Annotated in this window: 8 protein-coding genes; 1 reads left to right on the forward strand and 7 read right to left on the reverse strand. The window is 60.7% G+C overall.

The window, feature by feature from the left end:
- Positions 1 to 36: 36 nt before the first annotated feature.
- The 7 genes from astE to M1E16_RS20825 form a co-directional block, all read right to left on the reverse strand.
- The gene (gene astE / locus M1E16_RS20795; RefSeq protein WP_458128269.1) at positions 37 to 1044 is read right to left on the reverse strand and encodes a succinylglutamate desuccinylase; all 1008 of its coding nucleotides are present in this window, start codon (positions 1042 to 1044) and stop codon (positions 37 to 39) included.
- Positions 1045 to 1056: 12 nt separating this feature from the next.
- The gene (locus M1E16_RS20800) at positions 1057 to 1344 is read right to left on the reverse strand and encodes a topoisomerase II (protein ID WP_305499345.1); all 288 of its coding nucleotides are present in this window, start codon (positions 1342 to 1344) and stop codon (positions 1057 to 1059) included.
- A gap of 69 nt (positions 1345 to 1413) precedes the next feature.
- Positions 1414 to 2760 (reverse strand): N-succinylarginine dihydrolase, encoded by a 1347-nt coding sequence (gene astB / locus M1E16_RS20805; RefSeq protein ID WP_434628957.1) that lies wholly within the window; start codon positions 2758 to 2760, stop codon positions 1414 to 1416.
- 131 nt (positions 2761 to 2891) lie between these two features.
- On the reverse strand, positions 2892 to 4361 hold the full coding sequence (astD, locus tag M1E16_RS20810) for a succinylglutamate-semialdehyde dehydrogenase (RefSeq protein WP_458130354.1): 1470 nt from the start codon (positions 4359 to 4361) through the stop codon (positions 2892 to 2894).
- Positions 4358 to 5383, reverse strand: coding sequence for an arginine N-succinyltransferase (astA, locus tag M1E16_RS20815; RefSeq protein ID WP_458128270.1), 1026 nt, complete (start codon positions 5381 to 5383; stop codon positions 4358 to 4360). The genes astD and astA overlap by 4 nt, the downstream gene beginning before the upstream one ends.
- 56 nt (positions 5384 to 5439) lie before the next feature.
- On the reverse strand, positions 5440 to 6459 hold the full coding sequence (gene aruF, locus M1E16_RS20820; RefSeq protein WP_458128271.1) for an arginine/ornithine succinyltransferase subunit alpha: 1020 nt from the start codon (positions 6457 to 6459) through the stop codon (positions 5440 to 5442).
- A 209-nt stretch (positions 6460 to 6668) separates the two neighbouring features.
- Positions 6669 to 7889 carry an aspartate aminotransferase family protein gene (locus tag M1E16_RS20825; protein WP_458128272.1) on the reverse strand — a complete coding sequence of 407 codons (1221 nt, stop codon included), beginning with the start codon at positions 7887 to 7889 and terminating at the stop codon, positions 6669 to 6671.
- 262 nt (positions 7890 to 8151) lie between these two features.
- Between M1E16_RS20825 and M1E16_RS20830 the strand changes: the two genes are divergently transcribed.
- The gene (locus M1E16_RS20830) at positions 8152 to 13326 is read left to right on the forward strand and encodes an NEL-type E3 ubiquitin ligase domain-containing protein (protein WP_458128273.1); all 5175 of its coding nucleotides are present in this window, start codon (positions 8152 to 8154) and stop codon (positions 13324 to 13326) included.
- Positions 13327 to 13533 lie beyond the last annotated feature (207 nt).

A 13533-nucleotide genomic window follows, 5' to 3' on the forward strand; every position in this document is an offset into this window, starting at 1 on the left:
GAGCAAGCTCGCTCCCACATTGGTTCTGCGTTGGCTTTAGGCCAGGTTCTCGTCAGTCGTTGGCACGATCAGGATGCCCGCCCGCAAGCCATTCTTGACCTTGGGGTTCGGGAAGATGATCCGCGCGCCCTCTTCTTCGATCACCCAGCGGGTCTGGGCGATGTCCTCGGCCAGGACGTAACCTTTTTCAAGTTCCGAGAAGTTCTCGATGTCCGCCGGCAGGTTCAGGCGGAAGCTGTCGCTGTGCTTGATGATTTCTCGCGCGACGCTGAACAGTTGCAGACCGTCCAGGCTTTCTTCCAGCTCTGGCTCGTTGCCTTCGATGATCTGGTGCAGGCGGGTTTCCAGCGGGTTCACGTTGACGCCATCGTTCTGCCCGAACGGCCGGGCCTTGCCCAGCTCCAGGGTGAAGGACTCGGCGCCGAGCTGATCGTAGGTGTACGCGCTGAAGACGATGGACGGCTTGTTCTGCAGCAACACCGCTTCCATGCCCGCCGCGCGCAGGCGCGCCAGCTCGCGACGTGAATGTTGGCGACCTTCCTTCCAGGGGTACAGGGCGAACTGCTCGATCTTCGAACCGCGAATGGCGGTGTGCAAGTCGTAGTGCAGACGGCTGCGGTCCGGCACGCTGAAGAAACTCGCGGCCAGCCGTTCCAGCTCACAGGCGCGCAACGCCTCGGGGCCGCCGCTCAGTTCGTGGCGGCCGTTGAACAGCCGGTTGACGTCCTGCTCGACAAAACGCTCGCCGCGACGAATCGCCTCGGGGTTGCCGAACAGAAATAGAATGCGTGCCCGCGGCTTCAGGTCGCCACGGGCAATGTCGTGCAGCAGTCGATCGAGCAACTCGATCGGCGCGGTTTCATTGCCATGGATACCGGCCGACAGCAGCAGGTCCAGGCCGTTGTCCCGGGCTTCGGGCGGCTTGACCTCCAGCGCGCCCTCGCTCAACCAGCGCATCCGTACGCCTTCGACAGTCAGTTGAGTCTTCTCCGCCGGTTCGCGGCCGGCGAGGGTCAGTTCAAGCAGTTTGCCGAGGGCGAGCATAGCGCGGTTTCCTTAGTGATCGTGGCCGCAGTCAGGGCCATGGACGTGGTCGTCATCGCCGATGTCGGCCGGTTCCATTTCCAGTTGCAGGCTGACCAGGTTGGTCGCCAATGGACGCAGCAAGAGGTTGGCGTATTCCGCGTCCCCTTCCTCGACGTCGACGCCGATCAACAACTGGCCGCGGCCGTCCTGCTGGATCCACAGTTCCTTGCCCTGCCACATCACCGCGACGCGGGTGCAGGAGGTTTCCAGTTGCGTGCCGTCGGTGTCTTCCAGGATCAGCTGCAGGGTATCGCTCATGTCTTTACATTCTCATCGGGGGATAAGGCAACGCGCCCTGCTTTGACTGTAGTCAGGACGCGCGCGCTTTCAATTGATCTGGAAAGGATAAACCGCGCCAAGTTTAAGGATTTGTGTCAGTTCATCCAGTGCCGACCGGCATTCAAGCAACAATTGCGGGTCCGCCAGGTCGTTTTCGGTCATGCGGTCGCGGTAATGGCGCTCGACCCATTGGGTCAACGACTCATACAGCGGCGCGGTCATGATAACCCCTGGGTTGACGGCCGCCAGTTCGGTTTCGTTAAGCGCCACGCGCAACCTCAGGCAAGCGGGGCCGCCGCCGTTCTGCATGCTTTGCTTGAGATCGAAGACCTTCACTTCGCGAATCACCCCGCCAGAGCCCGTCAGGCCTTGCAGGTAGTTCCAGACACGTTCGTTGCCACGGCATTCTTCCGGCACGATCAACAGCATCGAGCCGTCGGCACGCGACAGCAACTGGCTATTGAACAGGTAGGAACGTACCGCATCATCCACGGTGACCGCCGAACGCGGTACGCACACTGGCTGAAATTTCCCACCGACCTTGGCGATTTTATCGCTCAGCTCGGCCAGCATCCGGTCCGTGTCGAGGAACGCGTCCTCGTGATAGAACAATACTTCGCCGTTACCGACCGCGATCACGTCGTTGTGGAAGACGCCCTGGTCGATCACCGCCGGGTTCTGTTGGGCGTACACAACGCCCTCCTCGCTCAGACCGTGCAGGCGGGCAACGGCGCGGGACGCTTCAAGGGTCTGGCGCGCCGGGTATTTCTGTGGCGACGGGTAACGGCTGTCGAAGGCGCTGCGGCCGAAGACAAAAAACTCGACGCCGGCCTCGCCATAGGCACGGCAGAATCGCGTGTGGTTGGCCGCGCCTTCATCGCCGAACTGCGCCACCGCGGGCAACGCGGCGTGATGGGCGAAGTGCTGCTGGTCGGCGAACATCGCGCCCAACACACGGCTGGTGGTCGGGTGCTCGATGCTGCGGTGGTACTTGCAATTGAGGTTGGCGGCGGTGAAATGCACGCGACCGTCAGCGGTGTCGGCGCTCGGGCTGACGGTGGCGGCGTTGGCCACCCACATGCTCGAGGCCGAGCAACTGGCAACCAGCAGCGGCATCGCTTCTTTCGCGGCGCGCTGGATGACCTGCGCATCGCTGCCGGCAAAGCCCAACCGACGCAAGGCCGCCACGTCCGGACGCTCCTGCGGCGCCAGCACGCCCTGCTGAAAACCCATGTCCATCAGCGCCTTCATTTTCGCCAGGCCTTGCAACGCCGCTTCCTTGGGGTTGGAGGATTGCTGGCTGTTGCTCTGGGACGCGACGTTGCCGTACGAAAGCCCGCCGTAGTTATGGGTCGGCCCCACTAGACCGTCAAAGTTGACTTCATAGGATTTCATCAGCGAGGCTCCACGAGAATCTGTTTTTTATAGACATCAATAACAATTGCGGCGCGCCTATCGCGAGCAAGCTCGCTCCCACAGGGTTTTGCGCAATCCTTTGTGGGAGCGAGCTTGCTCGCGATTGGGGTTCACACCATTCTCACGCCAGGAGTGAGGGCAGCCGGCATCACCAGGCTTGGTGTCTCCAGCGACGCCACCGGATACGCGCAATAATCCGCCGCGTAATAAGCACTGGCGCGGTGGTTGCCCGAGGCGCCGATGCCGCCGAACGGCGCGCTGCTGGCGGCGCCGGTCAGTTGTTTGTTCCAGTTGACGATGCCGGCGCGGCTTTGCAGCCAGAACTGGTCGTAACGTTCTTGCGAGTCCGAGAGCAAACCGGCGGCCAGGCCATATTGGGTATTGTTGGCCTCGCTGATCGCGGCGGTGAAATCCTGGTAGCGGATCACCTGCAGCAGCGGCCCGAACAACTCTTCGTCCGGGCGCTCGGCCACGGCGGTCACGTCGAGGATCCCAGGGGTCAGCAACGCGGCCTGGGGCTGCGGCTGGGTCATTGCGAGCAGTGGCACGGCGCCCTTGCCCAGCAAATGATTTTGCGCATCCATCAGCGCCTTCGCCGCGCCTAAGGAAACCACCGAGCCCATGAACGGCGCCGGTTGTTGGTCAAAGGCGCCGACTTCGAGAGTCGAGCTGACCTGCACCAGGCGCGCCAGCAAGGCATCGCCCCAGGCACCTTCCGGCACCAACAGGCGGCGTGCGCAGGTGCAACGCTGGCCGGCGGAAATGAACGCCGACTGGATGATCGTATAGACCGCCGCATCGACGTCGGCCACTTCATCCACCACCAGCGGGTTGTTGCCGCCCATTTCCAACGCGAGGATCTTGTCCGGACGACCGGAGAATTGCTGATGCAGCAAGTTGCCGGTGCGGCTGGAACCGGTGAAGAACAGCCCGTCGATGCCCGGATCCGCCGCCAGGGCGATACCGGTTTCCCGCGCGCCCTGCAGCAGGTTCAGCACGCCCGCCGGCAGGCCGGCCTCGACCCAGCACTGAACCGTCAGCTCGGCGACTTTCGGGGTCAGCTCGCTCGGCTTGAACAACACGCAGTTACCCGCCAGCAGCGCCGGCACGATGTGCCCGTTGGGCAAATGGCCGGGGAAGTTGTAGGGGCCGAATACCGCCACCACACCGTGAGGTTTGTGCCGCAGCACGGCGGTGGCGTCGCCCAGGGGGCCGCTCTTTTCGCCGGTGCGCTCGCGGTAGCTCTGCACCGAAATCGCCACTTTGTTGATCATGCTGGTAACTTCGGTGGCGGCTTCCCACAGCGGCTTACCGGTTTCCTCACCGATGCAACGGGCCAATTCGTCAGCATGCGTCTTCAAGGTGCCGGCGAAGGCTTCGAGCACCTGGATGCGTTCATCCAGCGAGCGCCGCGCCCAATCCGGGAACGCCTGGCGCGCCGCCTGCACGGCCGACTCGACCTGCGCCGCCGTGGCGCCCTTGCCCGTCCACAACACTTGCTGGGTGACCGGGTTCAACGACTCAAAGACGTCGCCTTGGCCTTCCAGCCAGCTTCCCGCGATGTACAGCGATTTCATTATTTGGTCTCCCGAACGGCGGACAACGCCACGGCACGCACCTGGTCGCCGGCGTTGAGTTGAAGACGTTTGGCGGTCAGCGGATCGACCACCAGAGTGCCCGCGGCGAAGCGCGCAGGCGCCGCGGTGATGCGGCAGTCCTGGCACTTGCGGTTATGGATGAGGAACGGCGTGGCGTCATCGCCCGGCGTGCCGATGGCGAGTACCAGCGCCTGGCTGTCGCGAATCGCGCGGATCTTGCCGGTCTCGCATTCGACGGCGGGGCCGGCGTCGAAGATGTCGACATAGCCCTGATAACTGAAGCCTTCGCTCTTGAGCATCGACAGCGCCGGTTCGGTGTCGGGATGGACCTGGCCGATCACGGCCCGGGCATCCTCGGACAGGAAGCAGGTGTACAGCGGGAACTTGGGCATCAATTCGGCAATGAAAGCCTTGTTGCCCACGCCGGTCAGGTAATCGGCCTGGCTGAATTCCATCTTGAAGAAGTGCCGACCGAGGCTTTCCCAGAACGGCGAACGGCCGTTCTCGTCGGACATGCCGCGCATCTCGGCGATGATCTTGTTGCCGAACAGCTGGGAGAATTCGGCGATGAACAGCAGCCGCGCCTTGGCCAGCATGCGACCGTTCAGGCCGTTGCGGTAGTCGGCGTGCAGGAACAGCGAGCACAGCTCGGAGTTGCCGGTCAGGTCGTTGGCCAGGAACAGTGTCGGGATTTCCCGGTAGATGTTCAGCTCCTGGGAAGCGCTGACCGTCAGGCCGACGCGGAAGTTGTACCAGGGCTCACGCAGCCCCACGGCACCGGCGATGGCGGAAATGCCCACCACGCGACCGTCGTCGTCTTCGAGCACGAACAGGTAGTCCGCATCGCCGCGCCCGGCTTCGCCGCGGAAGGTCTTCTCGGCCCAGCCGACCCGATGCGCCAGGCGCTCTTCGTTGGCCGGCAAGGTGGTCAGGCCGGTGCCGGTGCTGCGGGCCAGGGCGATCAGCGCGGGTAAATCGCTGCTGCGTACGGGACGAACGATCATGCTATCTCCTCAAACGGGCCGCTCAAGCCACCCGCGAAAAACTCGTCTGTAAAGCGTTATACGGCTACCAGGCGCACGCTGGCACCCTCGCCGACGCCCAAGGCTTCGGCCGCTTCCATATCCAGTGTCACGGGCTTGCCCGGCGCGTAATCGAGTTCGAGCAGCACGGCGCGGTAATCCTGCAGTTGGGCATTGGCCACCAGGTACTGGCGGCCCACGCTCTTCACCGTTTCACCGATCTTGACCGGCACCACGCGGCTCTGGGCGATGGAGCGGATCCCCGAGACACGCGCATGCAAGGTCGGACCGCCGTCGAAGATGTCGATGTAGTGATCGGTCTCGAAACCTTCGCGCATCAGGATATCGAAGGTGATCTGTGCACGCGGGTGGACCTGGCCCATGGCTTCCTGGGCGGCGTCCGGCAACAGCGGCACGTAGATCGGGTAATGCGGCATCAGCTCGGCGAGGAAGGTCCGGCTTTTCAGCCCGCACAGGCGCTCGGCGGCGGCGTAATTGAGGTCGAAGAAGTTGCGACCGATGGCGTCCCAGAACGGTGAATCGCCGTTCTCGTCGCTGTAGCCGACGATCTCGGTCACCACCGAATCGGCGAAGCGCTCCGGATGGCTGGCCACGAACAGCAGGCGCCCACGGGAATTGAGCTCCGCCCAAGGCGACCCGACCAGTTCCGGGACCACGTAGAAACTGGTCAACAGGCTGTTGCCAGTCAGGTCGTGGCACTGGGACAGGACGTGAATCTTGTTGTGGATCTTCAGCTCGCGGGAGGCATGGACGAACGTCTCGTTGCGAAAGCTGTAGAACGGCTCGGAATAGCCCGCCGACGCGACGATGGCCGAACAGCCCACCAGCTTGCCGGTGGTGGTGTCTTCAAGGACGAAGAAATAACTTTCCTCGCCGTTGAAACTGACTTCGGCGGCGAACGAGGCTTCGCTTGCAGCGATCTTGTCGCTCAGGCGTTCCACGTCGTCCGGCAAGGAAGTGACACCGATCGGACTGTCCGCAGCCAGCCGCTGTACCTCGCCCAGGTCAGCCATTTGCGCGGGGCGCATCACCAGCATGGTGTCACTCCTTAACTTGAAATAAACGGTTCGGCCGTGAGGCCGATACACAGAGAATAAAAACCGGACACTGAAGTGAACCTCCTGTGGGAGCGAGCCTGCTCGCGAAGCAGACGCCTCGATCTGCCTGGCGGACCGAGGCGATTCCATTCGCGAGCAGGCTCGCTCCCACAAAAGCCCGACCCACACCAGGGCCGGTCAAGTCTGGATCAGGCTTGCGTCAGCTTCGCCGCAGCCCGCTCGAAGCGGTCCAGGCCGGCGTCGATATCGGCGTCTTCCACCACCAGGCTCGGGGCGAAACGAATCACGTCCGGGCCGGCTTGCAGAATCATCAGGCCTTCCTGCTCGGCGGCGTTGAAGATGTCCTTGGCCTTGCCTTTCCAGGCGTCGTTCAGCACGCAGCCGATCAACAGGCCCAGACCGCGCACCTGGGTAAACAGGCCGTATTTCTCGCCGATCTGCTCCAGGCGCGCCTTGAATTTCTGATGCTTGGCTTTGACGCCGCCGAGCACTTCAGGCGTGTTGACCACGTCGATCACCGCTTCGGCCACCGCGCAGGCCAGCGGGTTACCGCCGTAGGTAGTGCCGTGGGTGCCGACCACCAGGTGCTTGGCCAGCGCTTCGGTGGTGAGCATCGCCGCGATCGGGAAACCACCGCCCAGGCTCTTGGCGCTGGTGAGGATGTCCGGAACCACGCCGTAATGCATGTAAGCGAACAATTCGCCACTGCGGCCCATGCCGGTCTGCACTTCGTCAAATACCAGCAGCGCGTTGTGTGCATCGCACAGCTCGCGGGCGCCTCGCAGATAAGCCAGATCGCCCGGCAACACGCCGCCCTCGCCCTGGATCGGCTCCAGCACCACGGCGCAGGTCTTGTCCGAGACCGCTGCTTGCAAAGCCGCAAGGTCGTTATAAGGAACGTGGGTGATGCCGGTGATTTTAGGACCGAAACCGTCGGAGTACTTCGACTGCCCGCCAACGTTGACGGTGAACAGGGTGCGCCCGTGGAAACTGTTGAGCGCGGCGATGATCTCGTATTTCTCGCTGCCAAACCGATCAAAGCCGACGCGACGGGCCAGCTTGAACGCGGCCTCGTTGGCTTCGGCGCCGGAGTTGCAGAAGAACGCGCGCTCGGCAAAGGTCGCGTCGACCAGCTTGTGGGCCAGGCGCAAGGCCGGCTCGTTGGTGAAGACGTTCGACACATGCCACAACTTGTTGGCTTGTTCGGTCAGGGCTCCGACCAGGGCCGGGTGGGCATGGCCCAGTACGTTGACTGCGATACCGCCAGCAAAGTCGATCAGCTCGCGACCGGACTGGTCCCACACGCGGGAACCGGCACCACGCACAGGGATAAAGGCAGCAGGTGCATAGTTGGGAACCATTACCTGGTCGAAATCGGCGCGTTGGACCGCGGCTTGCTCAACGGACATCGGAGTCTCCTGAAGAGGAACACCCGCCTGGAACTGGCGAGCTTGGTGAGGATTGTAAGGACAGTTTTCAGCCCGGCCTTGCCGCCAAGCGACAACTTCTTATAGCGCCAACCCATGATTTTCGCGGGTTTACGCCAATGCGACAAATAGCATCGCAAAGGCGCAGTTTAAACGTTGGCGCAGGATTTGCGGCGACAGCGTCGAGATTTGCTTCAAGCATCGGCCGGCATCGCCCATGCCATACATATGTAGTGCCTTTGCGTTGCGCAAATCAGGTTTGCTGGCGTGCCGATCCCGCGGGGATCGGCCTCCATCAACCTTTTCGGAATCAACCATGAATACGCCCATCACCGTCGTGCTTCCCAGGCGCAAAATCGCCCATCACAAGCTCATTGAAAAAGCCCTGCCTGAGTGGATCGCCAAGACCCCGCTCAAGCAACTCGAGCATTTGAAAACCATCCGTCCCGAACTTCCCGATTGGTTCAAACAGGCCACGCCGGCACAACACAAGGAACTGAGAGGTACACACACAGACAGCTGGACAAAACGTAACGAGGTCGAAAAGGAGCTGGAGCGATCACTGGATGTGCATTCATTTGCCGAGCCGTTGCTCAAGAAACATATCAAGCAACGCTTCAACATCGATCTGGATGTCAGGGAAACATTCATAAACCTCTATATTCCGACCAGACTTCCAATCATTGACCTGCCCACGGACGGCTCGAAGCAATGGCGTGTGTCGGTACTCGATGCAGCCTTGCATAACTTCGAGGCCCGCGAAGGAGAAGCGGATGCACACCTTCCCGAGTCCGGCTTCATCACTCGTCCTGACGCACATGGCCGGTTCAGGATACTCGACGAGGTCACCGGCAAGCTTCCGGTCGATCAGTTCGTCAGATTCTGCCGGGAGCTGGATATCGGTCGGCGCTACGACACCCATTTGAGGGAGGAGCTGGGCCTGGATGACCATGGCAAACAACTGCGCCTCAAAACCCGGATCATCGCCAGCCAACTAGCGGACCTGAAAGCCGTCCTGCACCACGCAAGCCTGACTCTCGCCATCCAGAAAAGCAGCCTGCAGTCGCTGCTGGCCTTTATCGCGGGCCGGGATAACACCTGGCAGACCTATGACCTGACCTTGCTCTCGACGCCGTTGACCGGCCCCATGATCTTCTCCCCCGGCAATGAGTGGTCAGCCTCCGCCCCCGTTGTCGTTTACATCCCCCACGACCCGAAGGTCCCCCTCAAGGAATACCCGTCGATGGCTGCGTTCATGACGCACCTCACCGAGCAACTGCGCGGCGACAGCTACAAAAAATTTTTCAGCCGGTTTATCCAGCACGACCAACTGGGCAGTTTCCACGAGGCCCTCAAGCGCAAATTTTTTCACGTCATCGAGGATCGCCCTAACGCTCCCGACTTCGGGATGCCGGAGCATGGATTTGTCGAAGATCTGAAACCAATTCCAGACCCAAGTCTGGACTACTCGGCTTCGAAAATATCCGGGAACGTGCTGGAAGAACTCTACAACAAACAACTGAGCAAGATTTTCAAGGACGCGAAAGTCATCGCTGTGTCTACCGACAGTGAAGACCGCAAGACCCGCCATGATCGCTGGGAGCGAATAAAGAGTATCGGCCTTGCGCTGTTCAACGCCGCGCTATTTGTCATCGCACCTTTTGTCCCGGTTGTCGGCGAGTTGATGTTGCTGCAGATGGCCTATCAACTGCTCGAAGACGCTTACGAAGGTGTACGCGACTGGGTGGCGGGCAAATCGATTGAAGCTTTTGAACATTTGTTCAGCATTGTCGAAACCGTACTCCAAGCGGCCGGGTTTGCCGTAGGGGGGAGCATTGTCGGGGATTTGCTCGCCAAACCATCATCGTTCGTCAAAAACCTCAAGCCGGTGATTTCCACCGATGGCAAAACGCGGCTGTGGAACCCTGACCCGGCACCCTATGCACACCCGATCGAAGTACCGCCCACCTCGAAACCCGACACGCTTGGCCTGCACGAACATGACAGCCGCATCTTGCTGAAGCTGGCAGCGGATGACGATTCACAGCACACCCTGGCCCTGAGCAAAACCGCCGAAACAGAACGCTATACCCTGACTCACCCGACCCGGCCCGACGCCTACAGCCCGCGAATGGAACATAACGGCCAGGGCGCCTGGTTGATGGAGGGTGAACAACCGCAAGCCTGGAAAAGCCAGACACTGATGCGGCGCCTGGGCCACGCGACGGATGGCTTCAGCGATGCCAAACTGCAACAGCTGCGCATCATCAGTGGCACCGACGAAGGCGTTCTGCGCAGGGTTCATCTGCAAAACGAAGCCATGCCGCCCTTGCTGGACGATACCTTGGCGCGCTTCAGAACCTACCGGACTGTCGGCCAGAATATCGGCCGTATCCGCGCGGGCGAAGCGCTGGACACCCAGGGCGGCTGGTTTGAACCCCTGGTAACCGAACTGGATGGCTGGCCCAGCGACAAAGCCCTGGAGGTATTTGCCGACTCCACGTTAACCGGCACACCTCATCACTACGGGGCATCCGTCCCGTCCGACGACACCTTCAAGATCTCCCTGGCAGACCTGAACGGCGGAAAACTTGCTCCGCTTATTGTCGAGGGTCTCGATGAGCAACAACTCAGCGACTTGGTCGGATCGCAAACCCCGAAAGAACAGGCGCCACAGCGTCTGAACGAAAAACTGGCCGACCGCGCTGTGAGCCGCAAGATGGAAATCTTCGAGCAGGAATACCGCGAACAAGAACCCAGGCAGGCGCCAGAAGCTGCACTGATCGAAAACACGATTGCGGACCTGCCTGCGCCAGTGACCCGGGTACTGCTCGACACGGCCACGCCTGCGGAAAACACCGTTATGACCGACCAGAACCGCGTTCCCCTGCGACTCAGGAACCTGGCCGAGGAGATGCACGTACAAACCCGGATAACCCGCGCCCAGGAAGGTCTTCTTGAAGACAACCTGCTCACCCCAGAAGGTGAAACGCTGACGCTCAACACCCTCAAGGCTTTTTCCGACGCGATCAGCGACGTCCACATTGAAGTCCGCGACAAAGTAATTGACGGCACGCTGCGCGCAAACCATCAACCGCAGCGCGCTACGCTCAAACGCGTGCTGGTGCGCACAGAGCCAGGCAAATATGAAGTGCGTGACACGGATGACCAATTGCTGCATCCGGCAAAACGTTTCCACAACGCATTGCTCAATGCCCTGCCGCCGAAAAATCTCGGCAAATTGACCTCACGCTTCAAGCCAGGCGAGAAATTCAGGGACTGGCTTATCGACCAGTACCAGAACACCCGCCAGATACGCACCGCGATGGATTTCCCAGCCGTCGGCGCCTCCACCGCCCGCGAAACCGAAACCCTGCTGCGTGGGCCGATTTATAGCCGTTTATGGCCTGCGGCCGAAGCCTTGCCCGCCGAAGTCGACCCATTGGCTGAACGGCTTAAAGAAATCTATCCGACTCGAGATGAAGAGCAGATCGCCAACATGGTCAGCAGACTCGACTCCGATGAGCAGATGCAAAAGCTCGCCGAGCTGGAGGACGAGAAGGCACAGCTTTTCGATGAGCTGGATAAGTGGGCGTCCACCCTGCCCCGCCATATCAATGCTCGCAGGATCCTCGCCGCACGACGCGAGATCACCCGTCGAATCAAGGACTCCTGGCTGCGTGGCGAAAAAGAGCAGATCCGCACCAACGGTGAGATATCTCGCGAGGACGTCACACTGAAGCTGGACCAGATATCGTTTGAGGGGGTGAAAATCGAAGATCTCGCGTTGAGCAAAAAGCTGCCCCATGTAATAAAACTGAGCCTGATTCAGTGCAATTTGTCTTCACTCAGCACAGATTTCCTCTCCAACTTCCCTGAGGTTCAGGTGTTGACCGCCGTCGGCAACAACTTGCAAAGCCTGCCTGAGGCCTTGAACGACCTGCCCACATTGCGCGTTATCAATCTTTCGCAAAACAAGATCGTGATTGATCCTGCCTCCGCAGCCAGTCTGCAAAAACCCGCGCTGCTATCTCTGAACCTCAACCAAAACCCCTTGGGTTTCGCTCCCGACGTCAGTCAACTGCCCGCTCTCAAAGCGCTCATGCTGAACAGGACGCAGATCACCGACTGGCCTCAAGGGCTGTTTTCACTCCCAAGACCCGAGCACTTCGACCTACAAATGCAGGGCAACCAGATAACCACCGTGCCCGACTGCGAAGCCGGATCCCCCGAGGCCTGGATTGTCGCCCGCACGCGCTTGGACCGGCAGAAACTCGATCTGCAAAACGATGAAAAGCTCGCCAATTACCGTCGCTCGGTGGGCCTCGATCCTCATCGTACCTATCCGCCACGGGGCGATAAAGGCAGTGCTTTCTGGGTGAAGGATTATCGCGGAACGGATCTGGAGGCGCTGAGATTCACTTGGGATATTCTGGAAAACGAAGTCGGCTCCCAAGGTTTTTTCGAAGTCATCGCCAAGTTGGAAATAACCGACGACACCCTCTTCGAGACCGACGAGGATCAAGAAGCCTATGAAGAAAACCGCTCTGCACTCACTGACCAGGTCTGGCGAGTGATAGAGGCAGCCAGTGACGACATCGAGCTTCGCGAGAAGCTGTTCACAATGGCCGACGCCCCCACCAACTGTGCAGATGCCGGGGCGCAGATCTTCAATGCCATGGGGATCGAGACCATGCTCTCTGAGTTCTCTCACGCTGGCAGCGATGCCCCGACGCTGGAAAAAAACCTGATCGGCCTGGCCAGGGGCAAAGCACGGCTCAACAAGCTCTACGAAATCGCCCGCGCCGACGTGGCGCAGCGTGTATCACCTGTAGAAAAGGACGGCCTGGGCCTGCGGTTCACCAGCGAGGTAATCAACGGTGAACCCGGCACGGTGGACGAGGTCGAGGTGCACACGGCCTATCAGGCCCGTTTCGTCAACAGCCTGGAGCTGCCGTGGGTATCGAAGCACATGGTTTATCGAAACACGGCGAACGTCACCGAACCGCAAATACAGAATGCCATGCGCCTGGTGCGAGAGGGTGAGCGTAACGGTGGCCTGGTCAATCAGATCCTTGATGTCGAGTTCTGGGACACTTACCTGAGCGACGCCTACGCCGATAGACTCCAGGCCAACGATGAACTCTACGAAGCCCAGGCCGAGCAACTAGAAGAACTGCGTGACCTGCAACACGAGTGGGTCGACTCCAACACCCGCCTGGAAGACAGGGATCCGGCAAAAAAACAGAGGCTGATTGAGCTCGCCAGCCAGTTGAGCGTGCCTGAAGCTGATGTGCTGACCGCAGATAAAATGCCGGACAGCATCTATAACCGAGCCTACAGCGCCATCGCCGACCGGCGGAAAGAGCTCAGGCGCCAACTGACCAGTGAAGCGATCACCCGGGCCGGACTGGTTTAACCCTTGCTTGCGCTCAGCAGGTAACAATGACGGCTCGACGAGCCCCCTTCGCGAGCAGGCTCGCTCCCACAAGGGTTCAGGGCTGCCGCAGGTTCCGTATCCACAACAAAAAACCTGTGGGAGCGAGCCTGCTCGCGAAGCTCTTGAAACTGTGTACACCGCATCCACGCCGCGCCGCAGATTACGCAACACCGCGCGGCGTGCCAT

It is taken from the genome of Pseudomonas sp. Z2-11, from assembly GCF_054161305.1.